This is a genomic window from Acidovorax sp. T1, assembly GCF_002176815.1.
GTDB lineage: Bacteria > Pseudomonadota > Gammaproteobacteria > Burkholderiales > Burkholderiaceae_C > Acidovorax.
In genome coordinates, this window is sequence record NZ_CP021648.1 from 356086 (window position 1) to 382118 (window position 26033).

Sequence of the window (26033 nt, forward strand, 5' to 3'; positions counted from 1 at the left end):
TGCCTCGCCGGCCGCGTCGAAGGATGAACGACCCGCGCTCAAGTCATGAGGACGGGGCGTTCATGGTGCGACGCGCCCGGCCAGGGAAGCTCACCACGAACGGTTTGGAAGCGCTCGTCGCTGTTTGTCCCAATAGACCGCCTTCTAAGTCATTGATTTATTTGAAAAAAGCTGTTTCTTGAGAGCCTGCCTCGCCGGCCGGGTCGAAGGATGAACGGCCTGCGCTCAAGCCGTGAGGCCGGCACCCGCCAACAGACTCAGAACGAATGCACCATGCCCGCCGACAGACCCGTGGCGCGCGCCTTGTTGGCCGCGCCCTGGAAGCCATGGCGCCAGCGCGTGTTGTCGACCTCGGCGTAGAGCTTGGTGCGGCGCGAGAGCTTGTATTCGGCAAAGGCCACGAGGCGGCCGTAGCCGTCGTCGGCGGCGCCGGTGCGCGTGCGGTCCACCTTGTAGTAGGCGGCCGTGAGTTCGGTCTGACCGCTCACGGCCCAGGTCGCGCCCGCGGACAGCATGCGCTGTACGGTGTGCTGGTTGGCCGCGGTTTCGGCCTTGCTGCGCCCGGCATTGGCCGCGAGCCGCAGCTTGCCCCACTGGTAGGCCGCACCCAGCGTCGCGCCATCAAGCTCGCGCTGGTTGAGGTCCTTGAACGTCTGGAACGCGCCCGATACCGTCAAGCCGTCGGCCGCATAGGCCAGGCCCAGGCCGCGTGACGACAGCGCGCCGCTTTGCCCCGCGACCTCGCCCAGACCCAGCATGGCGCGCGCCGTCAGGCCACCCCAGCGGCCCGTGTATTTGAGCGAATTGTCGAGACGGTACGAGCCCGAAGTCGAGCCCGCGCTGCCGAACTGGATGCCCAGGCCATGCTGGCTCAGCGCCGCCACGCCGATGCTGGGGTTGAAGCCCGCAAAGCGCATGGCCAGCGGATCGACGGGCGAGACCGCGTCGGCCAGCGTGGTCGTCTGGCGGCCCAGTGCCAGCGTACCCCAGCCGCCCTGCAGCCCGACCCATGATGCGCGGTCGAAGTACTTGCTGGCGTTGGCCGATGTGCCGGTGTCGGCGTTGATGCCGCTTTCCAGCTGGAACAGCGCTTTTGTGCCGCCGCCCAGGTCTTCGCTGGCGCGGATTCCCCAGCGGCTGGTGGTATTGATTCCGCTGCCCAGACTGCTGGTCGAAGCGGCCGCGGGCGCGTTGCCGGCCGTCAGGCCGCTGCCGTGGCGCGCGCCCAGGTCAACGATGCCGTACAGCGTGACGCTGCTGGTCTGCGCCGTGACGCAGGTGCTGGCGAGCAGGGCGCACAGCGTGGCTATGGTTTTCATTCTTGTCTCCCTCTTGTTGAAATGTGAAATGGCGCAGCGTCTTCAATCGGGCGTGAGCTGGGCCTTGAGCACCACGCCCTTCCACTTGGCGATCTCCTGGCGTACGGTCTGGCCCAACTGCTCGGGGGTGCTGCTGTCGACCACCGCGCCCTGCTCCTCGATGCGGCGCACCACGTCCTTGTCGGCAAGCGCGGCATTCAGGGCCTTGTTGAGCTGGTCGACCACGGGGCGCGGCGTCTTGCCCGGCGCGAACATCGCGTACCACTGCGTGACTTCCACGCCCTTGATGCCGGCTTCCGCGAGCGTAGGCACATCGGGCAGCAGCGACGAGCGCTTGGAGCCGGCGATCGCCAGCGCGCGCAGCTTGCCGCTCTTGACATGGGTATAGGCGGAAAACAGGCTGGGGAACATGACCTGGGTCTGGCCGGCCATGGTGTCGTTCATCGCGGGCGCCGCGCCGCGGTAGGGCACATGCGCCATCTGCGCGCCGCTTTCGAGCTTGAAGATCTCGGCCGTGAAATGCGGCGCCGTGCCGTTGCCGGCCGAGGCGTAGTTGTAGTCCTGGGGCTTGGCCTTGGTCAGTGCGACCAGTTCGGCCACCGTCTTCACCGGCACCTTGGGGTTGACCACCATCAGCGTGGCCGAATAGCTGACCATGCCTATGGGCTCGAACTGCGTGATCGGGTCGTAGCGCAGCTTCTGCAGCGCCGGGCTCATGCCGTGCGTGCCGATGTAGCCGAAAAGAATGGTGTGGCCGTCGGGCGTGGCGCGCGCCACATGTTCGGCCGCGATCGCGCCGTTGGCACCCGCCTTGTTGTCGACGATCACCTGCTGGCCCAGCAGGCCAGACATCTTCTGCGCCACGACGCGCGCCATGGCGTCGTTGCCGCCGCCGGCAGCCGTGGGCACGACCAGGGTGATGGCCTTTTCGGGAAAGGCCGCGTGGGCCAGGGGCGTGAGCCAGGGCGCGCAGGCGGCGATGAGCGCGGCCGAGGCCAGCAGTGAACGGCGCGAAAGGCACGAGGAATAGGCGTTGGATTTTTTCATTTTTTGTCTCCTGTCTTGGAAGGCTTGAGTCTTGGAATCATTCGGTCAATGCGTGTTCTGCAACGTACAGCGTGCCCTCCAGGATCTTGCGTGCGGTGCGCACCAGCGCGGCCTGCACGAGTTTGAATTGGCCGTCGACTTCGCTGAGTTCGACGTCCACATGAATGCGGCCCGCGGGATGCAGCACCTCGACGCGGCGCGTGCCCGCGCTCGCGGCCTGGAAGCTGTCGGTGATCACCGTGCCCGGCAGCACATGGGCCGCGGCGACGCCTATGGCCCCGGTCACGGCATGCGAGCGGTGGCAGCGCAGCGGCGTGAAGTAGCGCGAGACCACGCTGCCCGCCTGCGCCCCCGGCGACACGATCACCGGCTTGGGCAGCACGCTGTTCGAGACATCGCCCATGCCCATGCGCAGTCCGGCTTCGCGGCGCAGCGATTCGAGCCTGGCCAGCAGTGCCGTATCGGCGTCGAGCTGGGCCGGCGTCTCGTCGCCGCGCAGGCCCAGGTCGGCGGCGCGCACCAGCACCATCACCTGCGCGGCGTCTATGCAGGTGACCTGCAGGCCCTGGATGGTGTCCACGCGCTGGCCCGTGGGGAAGATCTGGCCCGTGACCGCGCCCCAGGCGTCGAGGAAGTTCATCAGCACCGGTGCGGCCGTGCCCTGCACGCCGTCGATGTGCACGTCACCGTCGTACTGCACGCGCCCGCCGGCGGTGCAGACCTGGACATTGATGCGCGAACGCGTGTTGACGTTGTAGACACGCACCGTCGTGGTCGGGCTGTCGGCCGCGGCGGGCACCAGCCCCTGCTCGATGGCGAACGGGCCGACACCGGCGAGCATGTTGCCGCAGTTGGGCCGGGTGTCGACGCGCGCCTCCTCGACGCTGACCTGGGCGAACAGGTAGTCGACGTCGCAGTCGGTATGCACCGACTTCGAGACGATCGCCACCTTGCTGGTCAACGAGTTGCCGCCGCCCAGTCCGTCGACCTGCAGTTCGTGGGGCGAGCCAAGTGCCGCGATCAGCGTGCGGTCACGCGCCGCGGGGTCGCCGGGCAGCCAGTCGGCGAGGAAGAACGGACCCCGGGAGGTGCCGCCACGCATCAGTACGCAAGGAAGGTTGTAGCTCATGGGTTCGCATGGTGCGACGCTTGCGATCTTCTGTGAATTGCATTGTTGGCAATGATTGATGCGCCAGGCGCAATAGCCTTCCAGCCCATTTACATGGTGAAATCGCCTGCGTGAATTGCAATGTTCTCAACGTTTGATGCATCCCATGCATCAGAGAAATGCCTTGAAAGCGATCGCCATGAACAATAAATTCGACCTCGGTGACATCCAGGCCTTCGCGGCCGTAGCCGAGCTGCAGAGCTTTCGCGCCGCGGCCGAGTCCATCCATCTGTCCCAGCCCGCGTTCAGCCGCCGCATCGACAAGCTGGAAGAAGCACTGGGCGTGCGCCTGCTCGATCGCACCACGCGCCGCGTGACGCTCACGGCCGTGGGGCGCGACTTCGCGCGCAAGACGCGCGTCTGGCTCGACGATCTCGACGGCATGCTGATGGGCCTGGGCGATGTGGCCGCGCGGCGCATGGGCGAAGTGACGATTGCCTGTGTGCCTTCGGCCGTCTATTACTTCCTGCCGCAGGTGGTCAAGCGCTACCACGAGCGCTTTCCCCGGATTCGCGTGAAGGTGCACGACGCGAGTGCGAACGAAGTGCTGGTGGCCGTGGCGCAAGGCGATGCCGATTTCGGCCTCAACTTCATCGGTAGCCAGGAGTCCGAGATCGAGTTCAAGCCCGTGCTGGCCGAGCGCTTTGTCGCCGCCTGCCGGCGCGACCATGTGCTGGCCAGGCGCAAGAAAGTCACCTGGGCCGAACTCGGTCAGCACGATTTCATGTCGGTGGGCAAGACCTCGGGCAACCGCCTGCTGATGGACCTGGCGCTGGCGAATGTGCCCGACCGGCCGCAATGCCTCTATGAGGCCAAGCATGTGACCACGCTGCTGGGACTGGTCGAGGCCGGTCTGGGCGTGGCCGCTGTTCCCAGCCTGGCGATGCCGGGCAAGGACCACCCGACGCTGGTGAGCATTCCGCTGGTCGAGCCCATCGTCACGCGCCAGATGGGCCTGATCAAGCGCCGTGGCAGGTCGCTGTCACCCGCGGCCCAGCAACTGTACGACCTGCTGGTGGAGACGCGCTCGGCGCGCATTCGCCGCTCGCCCAAGCGGGCCGAGTAGGCGCGGCCCGGCGCTCAGCCGCCCGACAGGCTCGTGTAAAGCATATAGGTCGCCAGGCTGGCCAGCAGCAGCGCAAAAACCTTCTTCAACGCTGCCACGTTCAGCGCGTGCGCCGCCCGTGCACCCAGCGGGGCGGTGCAGACGCTGCACAGCACGATCAGCACCAGCGCCGGCAGATAGAAATATCCCCAGCTGCCGGCCGCCGGGGCAGGCAGGCCCCAGCCGCCCACGACATAGCCCAGCACATTCGCCACGGCGATGGGAAAGCCGAGTGCGGCGCTGGTCGCGATGGCCTGGTGCATGGGCACGTTGCAGCGCGTCATATAGGGCACCGACAGGAAACCGCCGCCCGCGCCCACCAGCCCCGAGATGAAACCAATGGCGCCGCCCATGGCGCTCAGGCCCAGCGGCCCATGCACGTCCTGGCGCGCGCTGGCCGTTCTTGCCGCGCCCTTGAACATGCGCCATGCGGAGTAGCCGACGAAGGCGGCGAAGAACAGGCCCAGCGCCTGACCCTTGATGAAAGTGAACGCACCCGCGCCGGCCAGCAGCCCGCCGCCCACGATGCCCGGCACCAGGCCGCGCACGATGCGCCAGCGCACGGCGCCGCGCCGGTGGTGTGCCCAGACGCTGGACAGCGAAGTGAACAGGATGGTCGCCATCGCGGTCGCGATCGCCATCTTGATGGCGATGTCGCCGCTCACGCCCTGCTTGCCGAGAATGAACACCAGGCAGGGCACGAGCACCATGCCGCCGCCAACGCCCAGCAGGCCGGCGAGAAAGCCGCTGCCCAGGCCTATGGTCAGCAGCATCACGATCAATGCGATATCCAGGTTCACGGCAGCGCTCTCCGGCAGGTAGTCAAGTGCGCTGGACGGTGGTCCAGCGCTTGGCTCACTGTAGCGCAGCTGCCGGCGATGTCAGCGCAGTGGCGCTGCGTCCGCGTGGCCGGCCACGCGCGCATTGCCGGGGCGGCGGCGCTTGAGCACGGCGATCAGCACATGGGCGCCGATGGTCAGGGCCAGCAGCGTCAGCGCGCCCAGACCCCATATCACCCAGGCCAGCACCGAGACGGCGCCCGACAGGAACGGCACGGTTTCCAGCGCGGCCTGCACCATCGGGCCCAGCGAGGCGATCATGGATTGCAGGGCCTGGGCCAGCTCCGGCGGAATCCAGAGGTTGATCCATTCGGGCCACAGCGACGCGCCCAGCGCGGCGCCGCCGCCGGCCAGGGCGCCCGCGCTGGCCACGGCCCATACAGTGACTGCGTGCAGGCCCCAGCAGGCCAGCGACCACAGCGCCAGCAGCGCGAACGAGAGAAACCAGGCAAGTGCGTAAAACATGGAATGGGAAATTCTGAAAATGGCAATGTGAAAGTATGGCCAAATCGTTGTTTGGAAAACACCAGCTTCAGCCGAATCAGGTATTCGGTTTTTACGAAATGACGACTTTGCTGAATTTCCGCCATCTTTACTATTTCTGGCTGGTGGCGAAGGAGGGCGGCTTTGCGCGCGCCGCCGACCGCCTGGGAATGGCCGTGCAGACCATCAGCGTGCAGGTGCGCGAACTCGAAAAGGACCTTGGCCACCAGCTGCTCAAGCCCGCGGGCCGCGGCGTCGCCTTGACCGAGGCCGGACAGGCCGCGTATGCGCGCGCCGAAGAGATCTTCGCGCTGGGCCAGGGCATTGCCGAGGAAGTGCGCGCCGCCGGCAGCGCGCCGCTCGCGCGCCTGTCTGTAGGGCTGTCCGACGGCATTTCCAAGCTCGCGGCCCATGCCTTGCTCGAGCCGATACTCGCGACGCCCCGGCTGCGCCTCGTGTGCCATGAAGGCGAACTCGACGAACTGCTGTCCGAGCTGGCGCTGCATGAACTCGATGTGGTGCTCGCGGGCCAGGCCGCGCCGCGCAATGTGAACCAGCGCTTGTCGAGCGAACGCATCGCGCGCTCGGCGCTGCATTGGTATGGCCCGGCCTCACTCGTCAGGAAGTCCACGCGCGAGCGCTTTCCGCAGTCGCTGCAGGATCTGCCCGTGCTGCTGCCCACGGCCCATTCGCCGCTGCGCGCCACGCTCGACAGCTGGTTCGAGGACCTCGGGGTGCAGCCGCGCATCGTGGGTGAATTCGAAGACAGCGCGCTGCTCGCGGTATTCGCCGCGCGCGGCCTGGGGGTGTTCCCCGTGAGCGAGCTCGGCGCCAAGGACGTGGGCCTGGTGCGCGGGCTGCGCCTGCTGGGTGAATGCCCTGATCTGCACGAGGAAGTGCATGCGATCTGGTCGCGCCGCGGGCGCGATCATCCGCTGGTGCGGCAGATCGTGGCTGCGGCGCAGGGCGCATGACGCGGCCTTGCCAGCGCCGGACTGCTTGCAGCGGGCCGCCGCGTTGACACCAGGCTTTTGCAATCGAAACTAGAATCGTTATCTTTTACGAGTCTCGTTTTATGGTGTTTCCATCGTGGTTTCGGGTCTGCGCTTCGCTTGTCTGTGCGCTGATGCTGTCCCTTGCTGCCGCGGCACATGCGGGCGAGGCCGATGTCCGCCGCATCTGGCAACTGCTCGATTACCTTGCTGTCGACTATCCGGGGGCAGTCAAGGACGGTGCGGTGATCAATGCGTCGGAGTTCGAGGAGATGCGCGAGTTCGCCAAGCTCACCGGCGGCCTGGGCCAGATGGCCAAGATGCGCAAGGTCACCATCGTGCGTGGCTACGGCGCCTTTGTGGGTGCCAACCACCTCGAAGTGGAAGAAACCACCGGCACCGGCCAGGACAAGACCGGCAGCAAAAAGGTGGTGGCGTTCAAGAAGGCCATCATCGCCGCTGGCAGCCAGGCCGTGCGCCTGCCCTTCATGCCCGACGATCCGCGCGTGGTGGACTCCACCGGCGCACTGGCGCTGCAGGGCGTGCCCCAAAAGATGCTCATCGTCGGCGGCGGCATCATCGGCCTGGAAATGGGCACGGTGTACAGCACGCTGGGCGCCCGCCTGGACGTGGTCGAGATGATGGACGGCCTGATGCAGGGCGCGGACCGCGACCTCGTCAAGGTCTGGGAGAAGATGAACAAGCACCGCTTCGACAACATCCTGCTCAAGACCAAGACCGTGGGCGCCCAGGCCACGCCCGAAGGCATCCAGGTGCAGTTCGAGGGCCTGGACGGCACGAAGAGCGAAGGCACCTACGACCTGGTGCTGCAGGCCGTGGGCCGCACCCCCAACGGCAAGAAGATCGCTGCCGACAAGGCCGGCGTGTCTGTGACGGACCGCGGTTTCATCAACGTGGACATCCAGATGCGCACCAATGTGCCGCACATCTTCGCCATCGGCGACATCGTGGGCCAGCCCATGCTGGCGCACAAGGCGGTGCACGAGGCGCATGTGGCGGCGGAAGTGATCGCCGGCGAATTGCAGGGCAACAAGGAACTGGCCAGCGCCGCCTTCAACGCCCGCGTGATCCCCAGCGTGGCCTACACCGACCCCGAAGTGGCCTGGGTGGGCCTGACCGAAGACCAGGCCAAGCAGCAGGGCATCAAGGTCAAGAAGGGCCTGTTCCCCTGGGCGGCCTCGGGCCGCGCCATTGCCAACGGCCGCGACGAAGGCGTCACCAAGCTGCTGTTCGACGACAGCCCCGAAGCAGGATCAGGAGACGGCCATGCTGGCCGGGGCCACGGCAAGATCCTGGGCGGCGGCATGGTCGGCACGCATGCGGGCGACATGATCGGCGAGATCGCCCTGGCCATCGAGATGGGTGCGGACGCTGTCGACATCGGCAAGACCATCCACCCGCATCCGACGCTGGGCGAGAGCATCGGCATGGCGGCGGAAGTGGCGCATGGCAGCTGCACGGATGTGCCGCCTGCGCGCAAGTAAGTCCGCAGCCAAGCTACCCTGACAAGGCCCGAACTGGCGACGGTTCGGGCCTTGTGCTTTGCGTACCCAAACAATCGCCGCAGAATACTGTGCATTTGTACAGCATTCATGTCAGCCACTTCCAAGCCCAAGCTCTACAACCCACGCCACCCCGAACGCACGCTGCTGTACCAAACGGTAGCCGAGCACTACGAGACCTGGCTAGAGTTGGCCAGCGCGGGTCAGTTCGACGGCCAGGGCGACCACCACACCCCCAAGCCCTTCGTGCGCAAAGCGTTTGCCAAGTATCTTGAGTGCGGCATCTTTGCCCATGGCTTTGCCCGCGCTCGCTGCGGCGACTGTGGGCACGACTACTTCGTCGCTTTCTCCTGCAAAGGCCGGGGAGTCTGCCCCTCGTGCACCACCCGGCGCATGGTGGAGACAGCAGCGCACCTGAACGATCACGTATTCCCCCGCCTGCCGGTGCGCCAGTGGGTGCTGTCGGTTCCCAAGCGGCTTCGTTACTTCATGCAGCGCGACGGGCCAGTGCTCAATATGGTGCTGCGCATCTTCCTGCGGGTGATTGCGCAAAGCCTGCAGGCGCACTGCATTGGCGCGGCCAATGCAGACAAGGAAAGCCTGCACATCGGCGCAGTGGCCTTCATCCACAGGTTCGGCTCCAGCCTGAACGAACACGTCCACTTCCACGTCTGTGTGGTGGACGGGGTGTTTGAGGAGGTGGCAGGCGAGGGCAGCGCTGATGCCGCAATGCAAGTCTCTGCGTCAGGTGTCGTATTCCACCCTGCCACCGGCATCGATGCGACACCCGTGGCACAAGTGCAGACCACACTGCAAAAACGTATCCTGCGCGCCTTTGTGGGCCGTGGGCTGCTGGAGAACTTCGAGGCAAAAGAGATGCTGGGGTACAAACACAGCGGTTTCTCGGTGGATGCCGGGGTGTGCATTGAATCCCACGACCGTCCAGGCCTTGAGCGGCTCTTGCGCTATTGCGCCCGCCCACCCTTTGCGATGGACAGGCTGCGCAAAGAGGGAAGCAAACTGGTGTACCGCTGCGGCAAGCAGCGCAGCGAACCCACCAGCGACAAGCGCGGTGCCAAGGTTGATGAGCTGCACCTCACACCGCTGGAGCTGATCGACCGCATTGCCGCGCTGGTTCCCCCGCCACGCACCCACCGGCACCGCTATTTTGGCGTGTTGGCACCCAACTCGCCGCTCAGGGCTGCGGTGACGGCGCTGGCGACACCGGCGCAAGCCGCTCCCGTGCTGGGCGCGTCGATCAGCACGGGGGAGTGCGCGCCTGGTGTGGTACCGATGAGCAGCGCGCTGCCATCCCAGAGCGAGCCGGTGCTGCCCAAGCGTGCAGCGCACTACCTGTGGGCGGTGCTGATCGCCCGCATCTACGAGGTGTTCCCCCTCTTGTGTCCGCTGTGTGGCGGGCATATGCGCATCATCGCGTTCATTACGCACAGCGCTGACATCCGGCACATCCTGGACCACATCGGGGCAGATTCAGAGCCACCCCGCATCTCCCCGGCGCGCGGGCCACCGCTGTGGGATGACTGTAGTGATGCGCAGATGGATGACGGGGCGCAAACCGAGCCAGCAGACTGGGACCTAGCGGCGCAACCGGCACCGGACTTTGAGGTCGATCAGCGCATCAGTTGGTGAATGAACAAAGCGGCGATTTTGACTTGCCGCGAACTGGCTCTGCGCCCGGTACACGCCGAGCGCCGCAAATCACTCTCCTGAACGCCAAACCCTGGTGGTGAACCTGACACCTGGGCGGGAAAATCGAGTGTCTCAGCCGGCTTGATGGCGCTTCCGCGGTGCGATACTTGGCCTCATGCGGTTAAAACGCCTATCCGTGTCTCAACCTTTTCCAATGGCATCCCCTTTCGATTGCGACGGTCCAACGATATCGCGATCATCCCACTTGCGAAGCACAGGTATCAAGGCGTCAGGCCAGCAATCCCATCACGACGGCGCGAGCGACCGTGGCGGTGCGGTTGATGGTGCCCAATTTCTCCGCTGCGTTGCGGGTGTGGAACTTCACTGTCGCGACCGAGATCTCCATGATTTCGGAAGTCTCGCCGACTGTCTTGCCGTCGGCGGCCCAGCGCAACACGTCTCTTTCGCGGACGGACAGCGAGATGTTCCACCGCGCGGCCACGATTCGCCGGAAACCCTGGTGCGCTGTATTCGCGAGCCAGCGCATGCGGTGCTCCTTCGCGGCCAACTCATTGACCGTCAACGGCTTGCCTGATCTCGCCAGGGTCAGCATGCCTCCGACGCATGGGGTTTCCAGGATGGACTTTGCCCAACCGACGCGCAGGCCCGCATCGCGGGCGTCGTTCCAAAGGTCAGGTGTCTTCGCGAAGACGTTGTCGCTCCAAACGATCGGTTGTTGCGATTGGCGACCCAAGAGGATTGTCGGATCGACGTCAAGGTACTTCTTCTCCGCGTAACGCCCTTGCCATGCTTTCGGGTAGTTGTTGAGCATGAGAGTCTTCGGGTTCGTGACCGGTACGGGAACCCGCATTCCGTAAGCGCAGTAGTCGAAACCCAGTTCCCCAGCGGCACGCGCCACCGTTGCGAACAGAACGTTCTCGTTGTTCACCTCATCAATTTCGCGAAGAAGCTCATCTGCCCAGGTCACGAACACCTCCAAACGCAAAGCGTGGCGTGGCCACTTGACCGCGCCAATCCGGGATGGCCTGCAGCGCCGGCATCGGAGCGACAGCAGGGGGCACACAGCCGATGACTTGGGCGTGCTGGCAGGCCCTCTCCAACACACAGGCGGCGGCATCCTTTGGACGCACGCCGCCGCTTTTCGCTGTGACGGAGGGGTTGCCCGCCTAGTCCGCCGTTATGTTTCCCTTCTTCACCACGTCAGCCCAGCGTTGTGCGTCCTTGGCAACCAAGGCGCCGAATTCAGCCGGAGTAGAGGTGGCGGGAACCATGCCTTGCGCTTCGAACGCCTTTGCGATGTCTGGTTGCTTCAGGATCTTGGAGATTTCCTGATTGAGACGCGCGATCACGTCAGCCGGTGTCCCTTTCGGCGCCAGCACGCCGTACCACATGTCGATGTTGTCAGCGGTCACTCCGGCCTCAGCCAGGGTCGGGACGTTCGGGAGTTGCGGCAGGCGGGTGGCACTGCCTGTCGCGATCGCCTTCAGTTTGCCTGCCTGGATATGCTGCAGCGCGACGTGCACTGGCAGGAACATGTAGTCAATGCGGCCTCCCAGCAAATCGGTGACCGCGCCTGCGGTGCCCTTGTAGGGGACGTGCAGCATGTCCGAGTTGCTGCGTTGGAGGAAGAGGGCCATCGACAGGTGGTGAGGCGTTCCGACTCCAGGCGTGGCGTAGGTCAGTTGTCCGGGCTTCGACTTGGCTGCGCTCACCACGTCGCTGACCGAGTTGGCCTTTTGCACGTTCGGGTTGGTCACCAGCAGAAGCGTGCCCCATGACGTCTGAGCGACCGGCGCGAAGTCGTTGACGGGATCATAGGACAGCGTCTTGTACAGGCTCTTGTTCATGACCAGCGTGTTGACCTGGACCAGGAGGGTGTGCCCGTCTGGCTTGGCTCGCGCAACCTTCTCGCTGCCGATATTGCCGCTGGCACCTGCTACGTTGTCCACGACCACGGGCTGCTTCAGGACCGCGGGCAGATGGGCCGCGAGCTGGCGTGCGATCAGGTCGATGCCGGTGCCCGGGGTGTATGGCACGACCAGCGTGATGGGCTGTGTCGGCCAAGCGGATGCCGTCGTGGCGGCCAAGCACATCGCTGCCGCGGGCAGCAGCGCCTTCATCCATTTTTTGAACATGTGGGTGTCTCCTTGTGAATGTCCTGGTGTCTATTCCGCATCGGGTTGCGCTGCTGGTGCGGCTTGCTGGAAAGCCGCAAGGGTGGCCAGGTGGGCGTCGATTCGAACGATGTTGGGATAGGGTTCGAGTGGCACCTGGAAGCGGCGCGCGCTGAAGACTTGCGGCACCAGGCAGCAATCGGCGAAGGTCGGCGTGTCGCCGAAGCAGCACAGGCCGCTGCGACCGTCGCGTGCCAGACGTGTCTCCAGTGCATCGAATGCCTGTGTGATCCAGTGGGCGATCCAGGCCGATTTCTGTTCAGCGCTGACCCCCAGCGTCTTCTCAAGGTATTGAAGCACCCGCAGGTTGTTGAGTGGATGAACGTCGCAGGCGATCTGGGCGGCGATGGCACGCACCCAGCCACGATCGGCCGCGCTGGAAGGCAGGAGCGGCGTGTCGGGGTATTGCTCTTCGAGGTACTCCATGATCGCGAGCGACTGGGTCAACCGTGTGTCGCCGTCCTCCAGTGTGGGCACCAGGCGCTCGGGGTTGAGGGCGCCATAGGCGTCGCCATGCTGCTCGCCGCCGCCGCGTGTGAGGTGAACCGGCAGGCTGTCATAAGGCAGACCCTTGAGGTTGAGTGCGATGCGAACGCGGTACGCGGCCGAGCTGCGGAAATAGCCATGAAGCTGCACGGTTCGATTCCTCAGTCGATTCGCACCGACAGCGGTGTGAGGCCGTCGATCTTCACGACCAGCGTCTGGCCAGCGGTGACGGCGCCCACGCCTTCGGGGGTGCCAGTGAAGATCAGGTCGCCGGGCTGCAGGGTGAAGAGCGTGGACAGGTTCGCGATGACCTCGTCCACCGACCAGATCAGATGTCCGATGGTCGACTGCTGGCGAACAGCGCCATTCACTTCGAGCACGATGCTCGCTTGGTTCACGCCGGCCGCGTCGGCGCGGCGGGTGATGGGGGCGATCGGCGCAGAGAAGTCGAAGGCCTTGCCCACTTCCCAGGGACGGCCCTTTTCGCGCGCAGCCATCTGCAGGTCGCGCCGCGTCATGTCCAGGCCCACGGCATAGCCGTAGACGTGTTCTGCTGCGTCCTGGGCGGCGATGTCGCGGCCGCCCTTGCCGATGGCCACCACCAGCTCGGCCTCGTAGTGGTAGTTCTGCGTCAGCGGTGGGTAGGGGATGGTCGCAGTGCTGCCCGCAGCCACCGGCACGATGGAGGCATCGTCGTTGGGCTTGCAGAAGAAGAAGGGCGGCTCACGGTCGGGGTCGAAGCCCATCTCGCGTGCATGCGCCGCGTAGTTGCGGCCCACGCAGTAGACCCGGCGTACCGGGAAGAGGTCGGAGGTGCCGGCAATGGGGACGCCGACGATGGGCATGGGGGTGATGGCGAAAGACATGTGGTCTGGCAAGAAAAGTGAGTTCGAAATGGAAATATCAGCGTCCGGCGGGGTGAGAACCGACCGACGTCGATGCCGCGCTGTCCCGGACCTCGTAGACGCCCAGCTTTCTGTGCAGTGGCGACTCGTCGGCGATGAACAGGAACGCGGGTTCGGTGGCGGACAGGTTGCGCAGGACAACCTCGCTGTAGCCGGGGGCGCAGCAGGTGTCGGCCTGGGCCAGCGCGAACACGGCATCCAGCACGCTCACCTCGGCGGAGCCCTCGATCTGATGGAACACCATCGCTGGCGAGCGGGCAGGCAGTTGCAGTGTCTGGCCCGGGCGCAGCATCAGCGCGTAGAAACCCAGGAGGTTCTCGGCGTCACGGCCGGTTTCCGGGTTCACGTACGTCACTTGCACGCAGTCGAGGCCGGGCTGGTCCTGGGCGAGAGACAGTAGCGCGTTTCGCGTGTTTTCCCAGGGGTAGCGCAGCAGCGGATAGGGCTTGTCCGAGCGCACGAAATTGGACGTGGGCACCACGCCGGCATGGCTCCAGGACTTGTCGCCCTGTCCGTCGAGAACCTCTTGCCTGGGGCCGTTGATGTGGTAGCTCGCTTCCATGTAATAGACCAGAGGCAGGTCCAGCACGTCCAGCCACACCACCGGTTGGTCGCCGTCGTGGCCGTGCTCGTGCCACATGCCGGTCGGGGTGAGGATCAGGTCGCCGCGGCTCATCGGGCATTTCTCGCCGTCAACCGTCGTGTAGGCGCCTTCACCCTCGACGACCATGCGCACCGCGTTGGGTGTGTGGCGGTGCGAGGGTGCCCATTCGCCTGGCATGAGCAGTTGCATGCCCAGGTAGATGGCCGCGCTGGCCTGCATCTTTTCGAGGCCGTGCCCGGGGTTGGCCAGCACGAGCACGCGTCGCTCGGCCTTCTCGATGGGCGTGAGTTCACCGGCCTTGAGCAGCAAGGGGCGCAACTGCGCATAAGGCCAGCAGGTCGGCCGGGTGTTGCGCGTGGGAATCTTGGGAGGCAGCACCCCCCGCAGGCTGGGCCACAGAGGCACCAGGTTCTGGGTTGTCAAGGCATCGCGGTAGTCCTGCGGCAGGTCTTCGAGGCGTCCAAGTTCTTGCATTTCTTGCTCCAGTGGGATATGGCGGCGGCTTATTCCAGGGGAACCGTCAGCGGGTCGTAGGGATAGAGCCAGTTGTTGCGGGAGGCTGCGATGTTGCGGTCGCGGAACGCCTGGCGCATCTCGTTCGCATCGGCGATGTGGTACAGGTCGGCCATCTCGGTCGATTCGTTGACGACCCGGGCAGCGCGGGGCGCGCGGTGCTGCTCATAGACGCGCAGGGCCTCGGCAAGCGGTTTGCCCAGATCCAGGGCTCGGGCCAGGACGGCGGCATCCTCGATCGCCATGGCCGCGCCCTGGGCCATGTACGGTAGGGTCGGGTGTACTGCGTCGCCCAGCAGCGTGACGCGCGGCGTGCTCCAGGTCAGCACTGGCTTGCGGTTGTTCAGTGCCCACCGAAAGCACTGGTCCCGGTCGACATGCTCGATGGCCGCCCGAACGATGGGATGCCAGCCGGCGTAGTCCTGGTCGAGCTCGCTCCAGGGCTGACGGGCAGTCCAGGACTCTTCTTCCCAGGGACGCTCGACGCAGCCGACGAAATTCAGCAACTTGCCGGCGCGCATGTAGTACATCACCGCGTGGTTCTTCGGACCGCACCAGATCGAGGAGACGACGGGAGGACGCAGGTTCTCGGGAATACGCTCGGTGGGAATGCTGAGACGCCAGGCAACCTGGCCCGTGAACACCGGCGGCTCGGCGTCTACGACGTGCTGGCGTACCACCGATTTGATGCCGTCCGCGCCCACCAGCAGATCGGAACGCGCTGTCGATCCATCGCTGAAGAGAACCTCGGCATGGTCGCCCGTCTCGCGGACTTCCTGGGCGCGCACGCCCAGCCGCACGGCTTGCGGGTCCAGCGCCTTGACCGCGTCCAGCAGGGCCGCGTGCAGGTCGACTCGATGGATCTGGTAGTACGGCGTGCCGTGCGCGGCTTCATGCGCTGGACCGAGCTTGATTTCGTGCAGCAGCTCACCGTCGTCGAAACGGCGGAATTCAAAGGACGCGGGCTTGACGCCCAGGGTTTCCAGGGTGGGCTTGAGTCCGAGGTCGTAGAGCACTTTGACCGCGTTGGCGCTCATCTGCACCGCTGCACCGACCTCGCCGAGTTCCGGTGCCTGCTCGAACACGCGCACACGATGCCCGTGCCGGATCAGGCTCGCGGCGGCAGCCAATCCGCCGATGCCGGCACCGATCAACGTGATTTCCATAGTTGCTCCTTAATAGCTTTGCAATATGACAGTTGGTTAGTACACTAACAAGACGCGCATGCTAGTCTGTCATGTGATTAGTTAACTATCAGTGTTAACCCTTATGACATCCGATTCCATGCTGGCTCCGCAGGACCAGATCTATCAGCGCCCAGGTTTTCTGCTGCGGCGAGCTCATCAACTGTCTGTCGGGTTGTTTGAGCAGTACTGCAGGGAATTCAATCTCACCCCGCCCCAGTACGGCATCCTCTGCGTGCTTTCCTATGCGAAAGACATCGACCAAGTCACGCTTTCGAAAGCGCTCGGCCACGACAAGGTGACGACCTTGCACATCGTCAGAGTGTTGGAAGCGAGGGGATTGCTGACTCGCGTGCCGTGTCCTTCTGGTCGACGCCGGATGACGCTCTGTCTGACCGACGAGGGACGTTCCTTGCGTGAGCGGGCAGCAGCAGGGGCCGCTCGAGCGTATGAGCGGTTGATGTCGCCCCTTGATCCGACCGCGCAGGCTCAATTGTTGGGTTTGCTCGAGCGGCTCTGCGATGACTTGGAGCACAGTGCCCGCGCTTCGATGGTCAAACTGATTCCTCCGGGGGCTGCGGCCTCGGGTGTGGACGGACCGTGATTCTGAAGTCCAGTTAGCAAAGCATAGGTACCGACACGGCGCCTCTGATAAGGGTCATTCACGAATTTAGGATTCTTGAAGCCCTGTGATCGACTGGTCGGTCGATCTATCAGGAACTCTGGGGGCGGCCTCCGCCGCCTCAGTTCGTGCAGTGTGTCGTGCACCGTCGTTCCGTCGCATGTGTGTTGGTGATGCTGGTCTGGACGAAGCCTACAAAGTCCGTCTCGCCCCCGGTGATTGGGGGCGCAGACGATGAGATGTTCCTCTTTGGCGCGACCGGCTCGAGCGTCACGAACAAATGGGGCGATCCCTTTCGCACGTATTCGTAGTCCCGCTCGACCGACGCGCTGGCCTTGTCTGTCGGTTTTTGATTCAGATCAAAAATGGTTGTTAAAGCGACTATGTGCAGACCGAATGTGCCTAGAGTGATCCCTGTGGCGCTGTGCCACAGACGCCCACATTTCCTGGAGCACACAATGACTGAAACCCTGGCCCCCACCGCCGATGTCTCGCCCCTGGGCAACTTCTCGCACTGCCACGCTGGCATCATTTCGCACCTCAACACCTTCGGTGAGTTGTCTGCCTTGCTGGAGCCCGCGGCCCGTGCCCGCCTGATCGCGCGCGAGACGCTGACCTTCTTCCGCGGCGCTGTGTTCGATCACCACAAGGAAGAGGAAAAAGACCTGTTCCCCGCAGTGCTGCGGCATGCCGTGCCAGGCGCTGAACGCGCGGAGGTGCAGGCCATGGTGGAAAGGCTGACGGCCGAGCACCGCCGCATCGAGGAGCTTTGGCTCGACCTGGAGCCGCAGTTGGAGAAAGTCGCTAAGGGAGCCGACGTGAAGTTCGACAGCGCCGCCGCACAGGAACTGGTGGGCCGTTACCAGGCGCACGCCCGCTTCGAGGAAGACCGCCTGCTGCCGCTGGCCCAGCAAATCCTCGGGCGCCACAGCGCCGACTTGGCTGAGCTGGGCTTGGCGCTGCATACCCGCCATGTGGTGATGGCGGCGCGTCGCGGGCTCAGGGGGTCATGAGGTTGGCAACCATCCCGTTGATTGCTCGCCGCCCGTAGCCTCGACTGGTCGATGCACCACGCTGAAACTGCGTAGGCGAAAGAAGTGGGTCGGCCTAGTTGGCGCCGCCGTCGATCTTCTTGTGACGGTAGTCCATCTGTGCTCTCGATATGCCGAGCAGACCCGCTGCGCGCGTGATGTTTCCGCCGGCCTGCCGGATGGCCGCGCGCACGAGCGCGTCCTCCATTTCAGGCAGACGCCCCTTGCCTTGCTGAACCAGCAGTTCAGCGAGCGCGGGCACAGAGGTGGCGGTCCCTTCATTGCGCAGGGAAACGGCTGATGGGTCCGTGTCGATTTCAGTGTTCGTGGCGAGTTGACCCATGTGGCCAATGCCGAAGAAGCTGGGTGACGTCAACGTGTCGTCGGCGTTCGACAGGTGATGGATGTCGAGCAACTCGTCGCCCTGGATCATGATCACGCCACGCTCCAACACGTTCTCCAGTTCCCGGACATTGCCTGGCCAGCCGTGGTGAATGAGGGCCTGCATGGCGCGGGCCGCAATGCCCGTCGGGTTTCTTCCGTGGCGCTTGGAGAAACGTGTCAGCAGGGCGTCTGTGAGCAGCGGAATGTCGTCTCGGCCCCGATGGCCAGGTCAAATTCCCCCACCCTTGGCCACCCCAAATTCCCCCAGGCAGGACGGTCGGATTATGACGACTCGGGTGTGATGGCGATGCGTGCAGCGGCCTCCTTGAGGCGGTAGCTCTTGCCCTCGAACTCCAGCATCGCGCAGCGGTGCATGAGGCGATCCAGGATGGTGCTGGCCATGGTGGCGTCGCCGAGGTATTTGCCCCAGTCCTGCACCACGCGGTTGGACGTGATGAGAACAGCGCGGCGCAGCTTGTAGCGCTGGTGCACGATGGCCTGTAGGACTTCAGCGGCATGCTCGCTGATGCGTCTGGCCAGGAACAGGTCATCGAGGACGAGCAGGTCCGGCGCGACCCAGTCCTTGAGCAGCTCGGTGCGCTCTGCCGTAGTGGCCAGCGCGTAACGGGCGAACTCGGTGTCGGCTTCCAGGTAACGCACGTCATAGCCCTGCAGCGTGGCCTGGTAGGCCACGGCCTTGGCCACATGGCTCTTGCCGGTGCCCGGCTTGCCGATGATCAGCGCGTTGGCCCCCTCGCCGATGAACTTCAGGGTGTGCAACTCGAAGCAGGCGCTGCGCGGCAGCTTCGGGTTGAAACGCCAGTCGAAGTCAGCCAGCGAGGGGCGCTCATCCAGACCCGAGCGCTTGAAGCGGCGCTCGGTCAGGCGAGAGCGCCGGCGGTCCAGCTCGTCTTGCAGCATGGCGGCGAAGGTCTCCAGGAAAGGCTGCTGGGCGGCCTGGGCCTGCATCACGCGGGTGGACAGGGTCTCGGCGATGCCGGACAGGCGCAGCTCGCGCAGCGCGCGTTCGATCTCGATCATGTTCATGGCTGAACTCCCGGTGCGTTGGTGGTGTTGTGGTGGTGGTGGTGGTGGTGGTGGTGGTGTTTGCCGTGGCGGCGGCGAGCGCGAAGAGATCGCTGTACTCCTCAGCGTCTCGGATGAGCTCATGCTGCTGCGTCAGCGCGTGGGCACCGGCGGCGGGTGCTTCGCCGCAGGTAGCCTCGATGGCCGCCATCGCCTGGGCAAAGAGGGCTTCGGTCAGCGCCAGCACGCGCTTGTAGCTGTAGACCCCTTGCTCCAGGGCCTGGGCGCAGGCGGCATTGATGCAGTGCGCCGGGTAACGGCGCATGAGTCCCACAATGCCCCAGAGCTTGCGCTGCCCGACACGACCCTCGATGGCAAAGAGCAGCTCACACAGCCGGCTGGCGTGCTCACCAATCTCGCCGGCCTGACGCAGGATCAGGCGGGTCTCGCGAGACGGATTGAACACCCGCTCCTCCATGGGCAGAATCACCGTGCCGGGACGCTCGGCCTTGGCGTGGGTGCGCAGCAAGGCACGGGTGTGCATGTCACGAATCTCGATGCGCTGGGCGTAGATGCGCACCAACACCTTGGAGCCGATGTTCGCCGGGCGAGCGGCGTAGCTGCTGTGATCCACCCGCACACAGCTGTCGTCGCAGACGGTGCGCACCGCCTCGTCGAAATACTGCATTCCCAGCACTGGCAGGGGTTTGAGGTGGCTGCGCTCTTCCTCGAACATGGCCTGCACCTGGCGTCGCTCGGTGCCGTGGATGCGCTTGGATGCCCAGCTCTTCTCCCAGTGCGCCAGGAACTCGTTCTGGGCCTCGATGGACTCAAAGCGCCGGCCCTTCAAGGCCGTGGCCTGGGTATGGCCGATGGCATGCTCCACCGTGCCCTTGCGGTTGGGGTCTCGCACCCGCGCCGGGTCGGCCACCACGCCGTAGTGCGCCAGGGCGGCGGCGTACACCGGGTTGAGATCGGGCTCGTACAGGTCGGGCTTGAGGACGCCTTCCTTCAGATTGTCCAGCACCACGTACTGGGGGCAGCCCCCGAAGTACCGCAGGGCCCGCTCGTGCAGCTCGGCCCAGATCTGCTGGCTGGACTTCCAGACCACGCACCGGAAACTGGCACGGGAATACCGCAAGGTGGCCACGAACAGGCGGGGCTTGCGGTACCGGTCGCTGCCGGGCACGCGGGTGGGCGCGCCCTCGCCGTAGTCCACCTGCATCTCCTCGCCGGGCAGGAAGGACAGGCGATCGAACTGCTCGGGCTCCTTGTGCCGCAACTTTGCACAGAAGCGTTTGACCGAGTTGTACTGGCCATCAAAGCCGTGCTGGTCGACCAGGTCCTGGTAGATGGCCGTGGCGTTTCGCTTCAGCCGCAGCTGGGCTTCGATGAACTCGCGCCAGGGTTCGCACAGGGAGGTGGCCACCGGCCCAGGAGCCGGTGGCCAGGGTGGGGGAATTTGACCTGCCGAGCCGGTGGCCACCCCGGGGGAATTTGACTGCAGTTGCTCCAGCCAGCGCTGGTGGTAGCTCCTGACCGTCTTGCGGTCGATGCCCGTGATGCGGGCGATCTCGCGTTGCGATGTGTTGCGCTCCAGCAGTGTCTCTATGGTGGCGCGTTGGTTGGACTTCAAGACATTCACTCCTTGGCCTTCCCTCGGGGAAGACTGGATCAATGTCCTGCCAACAGGTGCCGACGACGCCGGCGTTAAACCCCTATCCCCGATCAGTTCAGGTGGGGGAGTTTGAGGTGGCCATAGACGGGGGAATTTGGGTGGCCATCAGGGTCTCGGCGCTCGCGCAACGGCGGCACGACAATGGGGAACACGTTCAAGCGGAAGTACAGGTCCTCTCTAAACTTTCCGTCCCGTACGGCCTGCTTCAAGTCCTCGTTGGTGGCGGCGATCACCCGCACGTTGGCCGAGATGGTCTGGTTGCTGCCCAGGCGTTCCATCTCGCCGTTCTGTAGCACGCGCAGCAGCTTCCCCTGCGCGGTCATGCTGAGCGTGCCGATCTCGTCGAGAAACAGGGTGCCGCCATCTGCCGCTTCGAACCGCCCGGGACGGGAGTGCGAAGCCCCTGAGAACGCCCCACGCTCCACGCCGAAAAGCTCGGACTCGACCAACTGCTCTGGGATGGCGGCGCAGTTGACTTCGACGAAGTGCGCCTTGGCGCGCCCGCTTCGGCGATGCACCTCCCGTGCAATCAGGCTCTTGCCAACGCCACTCTCGCCCAGTAGCAAGACCGTCGCCTGAGTCGGCGCGACCCGGTCGATCTTGTGCTGCAGCACACAGAAGGCGGCCGACACGCCGACGAACACCGAGTCCGAAGCGCCTTGTGCAGCAGCAGGTCTGGGCCAGGGGGTGACGTTCATGTCGCTTGGATCGAGCCGCATGCTCAACGGCACATGCTCATGAGGAAGTGGAGATGGCTCTGGCAGCATGAAGCGCAGATCGTCTGCCGCGTCTTCCCACTGCTGTACAGGCTTGGCGACGATCCTGCAACGCGCTGCTCCCGACGCCCGGCACTCGACCTCGCGCACGAGGATGGTCCTGCCCGCACATTGGCTGAGATAGCCAGAGCAATACCCCACGGCGTTCCAGCACACCGCGTGCGACCCCACGCCGAACTTGGCAATGTGCATCTCTGCTTCAAGCGAGTCCTTCCAGATGGCTTCACCGCAGTAGTCATCGCTGTGCAAGTCTCCGACGAACATGCCCTGGCCGCTGTGCTCGGGCAAGACATAGCCCTGAAGCGCATGCAGCATGCCGCCCGTTCTCACCACGTCATGCCATGAGGCGTTGGGACCCGCGGCCTTCAACGTGTCTTCGGCATCGCGCTGACCCGCCTCGTAGTAGACGCGGCTGAGCAACACGCGTGCCATGTCCATTCCGAGGGCGTTGATCAACTCTTTTCGCAGAGACGAGAACGTTTCTGCTTGGAGCAGCACGGCTCGGTGGCTGCCCATCCAGATCCTGCCCTCGTCCGGCGAGAAACGCAGGCTCGTGGCGAGTTCTCGAAGCTGGGGCAACTTCATGTCAACGACCGCATCCGGCCCTTCGATGCTGGTCTTACTGGTTGGCTGACTCGCTGTGACGCTCAAGGGGTGCCTCGCAAGTTTGTCGGCTGACGGTGACATCAGTCAGGAAATTTTCATGAATTTCGGAGGCCGGCAGGGCTGGTTTCATGAAATTCTAAAAACGCTGAAATTGTCGCTGCTGGTCGCAGGCGATTTGCCCCGTCGCCACCCCTAGGGAAGGTCTGAATAATTCAATCCGACGCATGCTTTGAGCGCGCGGCATCAATGGTTCGATCTGAGAGGGCAGGCTGGGCCTGGATTTGGGCAATTGATACCCAGATTCGGCCCTGTTTGGGCCACTTTGGCAGCGTGCAGACGCACTCATGCCGCCGCGGGCACCAAAGCCCGCCGCGCCATCCATAAATTGGACAGCGCAAACAAAGTGTGCAGTTGCGCGGTGTTCTTGGCCAAGCCGCGGTAGCGCACCTTGACGTGGCCGAACTGTCGTTTGATCACACGAAATGGGTGCTCGACCTTGGCGCGCATGCTGGCTTTGAGCCGCTCCAGCTGGTCGTAGAGTTGGTCAACAACGCTGTCCTTCTTCAGGTTCGCGCGCTTGCCTGGCCGCATGGCGATATTCCATCGCACGCCAGGTTTGGCGTCAGGCCGCTTGTCGACACCCTGATAGCCAGCGTCCCCAAACCCCTCGGTCTCTTCGCCATGCAGCAGCGCGTTGGCCTCGACCACATCGCTCACATGGCCTGCCGTGCCACGTACCGTGTGCACCAGGCCTGAGTCGGCATCAACGCCAATGTGAGCCTTCATGCCGAAGTACCACTGGTTGCCCTTCTTGCTTTGGTGCATCTCGGGGTCACGCTCGCCCTTGGCGTTCTTGGTCGAACTCGGTGCAGCAATCAGTGTGGCGTCCACCAGGGTTCCTGCACGCAACATCACACCCCCAAGCCCTTCGTGCGCAAAGCGTTTGCCAAGTATCTTGAGTGCGGCATCTTTGCCCATGGCTTTGCCCGCGCTCGCTGCGGCGACTGTGGGCACGACTACTTTGTAGCCTTCTCCTGCAAAGGCCGGGGAGTCTGCCCCTCGTGCACCACGCGGCGGATGGTGGAGACGGCGGCACACCTGAGCGACCACGTTTTCCCCCGCCTGCCGGTGCGCCAGTGGGTGCTCTCCGTGCCCAAGAGGTTGCGGTACTTCATGCAACGCGACGGAGCGGTGCTGAGCATGGTGCTGCGCATCTTTCTGCGGGTGATCGCACAAACTCTGCAGACCCACAGCCCCGGTGCGGCCCATATGGACAAGGCAGGCCTGCACATCGGTGCCATCGCCTTCATTCACCGATTCGGCTCCAGCCTCAATGAACACGTCCACTTCCACGTTTGTGTGGTGGACGGGGTGTTTGAGGAAGTGGAGGGCGAGGGCGATGCTGATGCGACCCCTCGAATCTCATCGCCGGGTGTCATCTTTCACGCGGCCACCGGCATCGATGCGGCTACCGTGGCCCCAGTGCAGACCACACTGCAAAAACGCATCCTGCGCGCCTTCGTTGCTCGGGGCCTGCTGGAGAACTGTGACGCCAAAGACATGCTGGGCTACAAACACAGCGGCTTCTCGGTGGACGCCGGTGTCTGCATCGAAGCCCACGACCGCGCTGCGCTGGAGCGGCTGCTGCGCTATTGCGCGCGTCCACCGTTTTCCATGGAGCGCCTACGCAAAGAGGGAAGCAAACTGGTGTACCGCTGCGGCAAGCAGCGCAGCGAACCCACCAGCGACAAGCGCGGTGCCAAGGTTGATGAGCTGCACCTCACACCGCTGGAGCTGATCGACCGCATTGCCGCGCTGGTTCCCCCGCCACGCACCCACCGGCACCGCTATTTTGGCGTGTTGGCACCCAACTCGCCGCTCAGGGCTGCGGTGACGGCGCTGGCGACACCGGCGCAAGCCGCTCCCGTGCTGGGCGCGTCGATCAGCACGGGGGAGTGCGCGCCTGGTGTGGTACCGATGAGCAGCGCGCTGCCATCCCAGAGCGAGCCGGTGCTGCCCAAGCGTGCAGCGCACTACCTGTGGGCGGTGCTGATCGCCCGCATCTACGAGGTGTTCCCCCTCTTGTGTCCGCTGTGTGGCGGGCATATGCGCATCATCGCGTTCATTACGCACAGCGCTGACATCCGGCACATCCTGGACCACATCGGGGCAGATTCAGAGCCACCCCGCATCTCCCCGGCGCGCGGGCCACCGCTGTGGGATGACTGTAGTGATGCGCAGATGGATGACGGGGCGCAAACCGAGCCAGCAGACTGGGACCTAGCGGCGCAACCGGCACCGGACTTTGAGGTCGATCAGCGCATCAGTTGGTGAATGAACAAAGCGGCGATTTTGACTTGCCGCGAACTGGCTCTGCGCCCGGTACACGCCGAGCGCCGCAAATCACTCTCCTGAACGCCAAACCCTGGTGGTGAACCTGACACCTGGGCGGGAAAATCGAGTGTCTCAGCCGGCTTGATGGCGCTTCCGCGGTGCGATACTTGGCCTCATGCGGTTAAAACGCCTATCCGTTGCGCTGCAGCACCGCCAGGTAGTGGCGCCAGTCGTAGACGGTTTGCCCGGCACCATGGTGGTTACGCTCGATCAGGCGCTGGTGCTCGCACACGATCTGGCCTTCGGCGGCAATCACCAAGCGGTCTGCGTAGACCCGCAGGCTCACAGGCCGGTTGGCATACGGCGCCGGCACGCTGTAGCGATTGCGCTCGAAGTGGACCAGGCAGGTGGGTGAGACGCGCTTGGTGTGTTCCACAAAGCCATCGAAGGGCCGAGGCATCGGCATCAAGGTTGCCTTCTCTTGAGCCCAGACATCCGCGACGGTGCCCGGCAGCTTGCCGTGCTCGATCTCGTGCCACAGCGCCACACAGCGCTTCTCAAGCCAGGCATTGAGATCGGGCAGGCTTGGGAATGGCGGCACCACCTGCCACAGACGATGGCGGGCGTCGCGCACGTTGTTCTCCACCTGGCCCTTCTCCCAGCCCGAAGCCGGGTTGCAGAATTCGGCCTCGAACAGGAAGTGACTGACCATGGCCGCAAAGCGCGCATTGACGTCGCGTTCCTTGCCACGGCGCACCCGGTCTACAGCGGTGCGCATGTTGTCGTAGATGCCACGACGGGGCACACCGCCGAGCACGACGAACGCATGGTTGTGAGCGTCAAACAGCATCTCGTGCGTCTGCAGTGGATAGGCGCGCAGGTAGAACGCGCGGCTGTGGCTGAGCTTGAAGTGGGCTACCTGCAGCTTGGTGCGCACTCCGGCGAGAACAGCCCAGTCCTCGCTCCAGTCGAACTGGAAAGCCTCACCCGAGCCGAAGGCCAGGGGAACGAAGGTGCCGCGTCCGGTGGTCTGCTGGGCGACAAGGCGCTGCTCGTGCCAGACCCGGGCGAAGGCCGCTACCCGGTTGCAGGAGCCGCTGTAACCGAGCGCCTGCAGATCGACGTACATCTGCTTGACGGTACGCCGCTGCTTGCGGGATCGGCCTGCTTCTGTCTTGATCCAGCCCGAGAGCTTCGATTTGAAGGGATCGAGCTTGGAAGGGCTGACCCGCTTGGCGTAGTGAGGCTCGGCCTCGCCTGCGCGCAGGTACTTGCGGATGGTGTTGCGCGAGAGGCCCGTGCGGCGAGCGATCTCCCTGATGGACAGCTGCTCTCGCAGGGCCCAGCGCCTGATGACACTTAGTGTTGCCACGTCTATCACTCCTGGTCTCCTGCTGCTCAAAAAAGCAGCAGGTTAGGGTTAGTACGTGGGTCAGGTTTGGATGGAAATCCTAGGGTTTAGTGGGTCACTTCCGGGTGGAAATCAACACACATAGGCTTCGAAGCTGCGCGCCCATAAAACAAAGCCCACGCGCCGACCGAAAGGTCTCGGCCGTGGGCTTT

General features: G+C 64.5%; 19 protein-coding genes and 5 pseudogenes. 7 read left to right on the forward strand and 17 right to left on the reverse strand.

Annotation, left to right across the window (positions count from 1 at the left end; genetic code table 11):
- Positions 1 to 257: 257 nt before the first annotated feature.
- Genes CCX87_RS01675 through CCX87_RS01685 form a run of 3 tightly spaced genes read right to left on the reverse strand, consistent with a single transcriptional unit; the run spans position 258 to position 3495 of the window.
- Entirely contained in the window at positions 258 to 1319 is a 1062-nt protein-coding gene (locus CCX87_RS01675) for a porin (RefSeq protein WP_087743266.1), read from the reverse strand.
- A gap of 42 nt (positions 1320 to 1361) precedes the next feature.
- A complete protein-coding gene (locus CCX87_RS01680) occupies positions 1362 to 2366 on the reverse strand; it encodes a Bug family tripartite tricarboxylate transporter substrate binding protein (protein ID WP_087743268.1) in 1005 nt (334 codons plus the stop codon).
- Between the two features lie 37 nt (positions 2367 to 2403).
- Positions 2404 to 3495: a 4-oxalomesaconate tautomerase gene (locus tag CCX87_RS01685; RefSeq protein WP_087743271.1), complete on the reverse strand. Its 1092-nt coding sequence runs from the start codon at positions 3493 to 3495 to the stop codon at positions 2404 to 2406.
- A gap of 178 nt (positions 3496 to 3673) precedes the next feature.
- Between CCX87_RS01685 and CCX87_RS01690 the strand changes: the two genes are divergently transcribed.
- A complete protein-coding gene (locus CCX87_RS01690; protein ID WP_087748118.1) occupies positions 3674 to 4600 on the forward strand; it encodes a LysR family transcriptional regulator in 927 nt (308 codons plus the stop codon).
- A 14-nt stretch (positions 4601 to 4614) separates the two neighbouring features.
- Here the strand turns inward: CCX87_RS01690 and CCX87_RS01695 are convergent, their stop codons facing one another.
- Positions 4615 to 5439, reverse strand: a complete 825-nt coding sequence (locus tag CCX87_RS01695; protein WP_232476458.1) for a sulfite exporter TauE/SafE family protein — start codon at positions 5437 to 5439, stop codon at positions 4615 to 4617.
- Positions 5440 to 5520: 81 nt separating this feature from the next.
- The gene (locus CCX87_RS01700) at positions 5521 to 5943 is read right to left on the reverse strand and encodes a hypothetical protein (RefSeq protein ID WP_087743274.1); all 423 of its coding nucleotides are present in this window, start codon (positions 5941 to 5943) and stop codon (positions 5521 to 5523) included.
- Positions 5944 to 6050: 107 nt separating this feature from the next.
- On the opposite strand from CCX87_RS01700, the gene CCX87_RS01705 reads away from it, so the two are divergent.
- The 3 genes and pseudogenes from CCX87_RS01705 to CCX87_RS01715 all read left to right on the forward strand — a co-directional run bounded on the left by CCX87_RS01705 (position 6051) and on the right by CCX87_RS01715 (position 10126).
- A complete protein-coding gene (locus CCX87_RS01705) occupies positions 6051 to 6935 on the forward strand; it encodes a LysR family transcriptional regulator (protein WP_087748120.1) in 885 nt (294 codons plus the stop codon).
- Between the two features lie 230 nt (positions 6936 to 7165).
- Positions 7166 to 8458: pseudogene (locus CCX87_RS01710) on the forward strand (dihydrolipoyl dehydrogenase family protein); the annotation flags it as partial.
- A gap of 108 nt (positions 8459 to 8566) precedes the next feature.
- A complete protein-coding gene (locus tag CCX87_RS01715) occupies positions 8567 to 10126 on the forward strand; it encodes a transposase (protein WP_087743189.1) in 1560 nt (519 codons plus the stop codon).
- Positions 10127 to 10415: 289 nt separating this feature from the next.
- Here CCX87_RS01715 and CCX87_RS01720 read toward each other — a convergent pair whose 3' ends face one another.
- From CCX87_RS01720 to CCX87_RS01745, 6 genes are all read right to left on the reverse strand, one after another.
- Positions 10416 to 11114: a LuxR family transcriptional regulator gene (locus tag CCX87_RS01720; protein WP_087748122.1), complete on the reverse strand. Its 699-nt coding sequence runs from the start codon at positions 11112 to 11114 to the stop codon at positions 10416 to 10418.
- Between the two features lie 199 nt (positions 11115 to 11313).
- Entirely contained in the window at positions 11314 to 12282 is a 969-nt protein-coding gene (locus CCX87_RS01725; protein WP_087743276.1) for a Bug family tripartite tricarboxylate transporter substrate binding protein, read from the reverse strand.
- A gap of 30 nt (positions 12283 to 12312) precedes the next feature.
- The gene (gene maiA / locus CCX87_RS01730) at positions 12313 to 12957 is read right to left on the reverse strand and encodes a maleylacetoacetate isomerase (RefSeq protein WP_087743278.1); all 645 of its coding nucleotides are present in this window, start codon (positions 12955 to 12957) and stop codon (positions 12313 to 12315) included.
- A gap of 11 nt (positions 12958 to 12968) precedes the next feature.
- Entirely contained in the window at positions 12969 to 13673 is a 705-nt protein-coding gene (locus CCX87_RS01735) for a fumarylacetoacetate hydrolase family protein (RefSeq protein WP_087743279.1), read from the reverse strand.
- 37 nt (positions 13674 to 13710) lie between these two features.
- A complete protein-coding gene (locus CCX87_RS01740; protein ID WP_087743281.1) occupies positions 13711 to 14790 on the reverse strand; it encodes a cupin domain-containing protein in 1080 nt (359 codons plus the stop codon).
- 29 nt (positions 14791 to 14819) lie between these two features.
- Positions 14820 to 15995, reverse strand: a complete 1176-nt coding sequence (locus tag CCX87_RS01745; protein ID WP_087743283.1) for an FAD-dependent monooxygenase — start codon at positions 15993 to 15995, stop codon at positions 14820 to 14822.
- Between the two features lie 103 nt (positions 15996 to 16098).
- Between CCX87_RS01745 and CCX87_RS01750 the strand changes: the two genes are divergently transcribed.
- Both CCX87_RS01750 and CCX87_RS01755 read left to right on the forward strand, forming a co-directional pair.
- The gene (locus tag CCX87_RS01750) at positions 16099 to 16617 is read left to right on the forward strand and encodes a MarR family winged helix-turn-helix transcriptional regulator (protein WP_232476459.1); all 519 of its coding nucleotides are present in this window, start codon (positions 16099 to 16101) and stop codon (positions 16615 to 16617) included.
- A 476-nt stretch (positions 16618 to 17093) separates the two neighbouring features.
- The gene (locus CCX87_RS01755; protein ID WP_087743286.1) at positions 17094 to 17648 is read left to right on the forward strand and encodes a hemerythrin domain-containing protein; all 555 of its coding nucleotides are present in this window, start codon (positions 17094 to 17096) and stop codon (positions 17646 to 17648) included.
- 94 nt (positions 17649 to 17742) lie between these two features.
- Here the strand turns inward: CCX87_RS01755 and CCX87_RS01760 are convergent, their stop codons facing one another.
- The 5 genes and pseudogenes from CCX87_RS01760 to CCX87_RS01780 form a co-directional block, all read right to left on the reverse strand.
- Positions 17743 to 18255, reverse strand: a complete 513-nt coding sequence (locus tag CCX87_RS01760; RefSeq protein WP_442857481.1) for a helix-turn-helix domain-containing protein — start codon at positions 18253 to 18255, stop codon at positions 17743 to 17745.
- Between the two features lie 77 nt (positions 18256 to 18332).
- Complete coding sequence (istB, locus tag CCX87_RS01765; protein WP_056269326.1) at positions 18333 to 19097, reverse strand: IS21-like element helper ATPase IstB; 765 nt, start codon at positions 19095 to 19097, stop codon at positions 18333 to 18335.
- Between the two features lie 46 nt (positions 19098 to 19143).
- Positions 19144 to 20721, reverse strand: a pseudogene (gene istA, locus CCX87_RS01770) (IS21 family transposase); the annotation flags it as partial.
- An 83-nt stretch (positions 20722 to 20804) separates the two neighbouring features.
- On the reverse strand, positions 20805 to 22181 hold the full coding sequence (locus CCX87_RS21530; RefSeq protein ID WP_269466814.1) for a sigma-54-dependent Fis family transcriptional regulator: 1377 nt from the start codon (positions 22179 to 22181) through the stop codon (positions 20805 to 20807).
- Positions 22182 to 22478: 297 nt separating this feature from the next.
- A pseudogene (locus CCX87_RS01780) lies at positions 22479 to 23054 on the reverse strand (IS5 family transposase); the annotation flags it as partial.
- On the opposite strand from CCX87_RS01780, the pseudogene CCX87_RS01785 reads away from it, so the two are divergent.
- Positions 23046 to 24470 (forward strand): annotated as a pseudogene (locus tag CCX87_RS01785) (transposase); the annotation flags it as partial. The pseudogenes CCX87_RS01780 and CCX87_RS01785 overlap by 9 nt on opposite strands.
- Positions 24471 to 24669: 199 nt before the next feature.
- Here the strand turns inward: CCX87_RS01785 and istA (CCX87_RS01790) are convergent.
- Positions 24670 to 25851: pseudogene (gene istA / locus CCX87_RS01790) on the reverse strand (IS21 family transposase); the annotation flags it as partial.
- Positions 25852 to 26033: the final 182 nt, after the last annotated feature.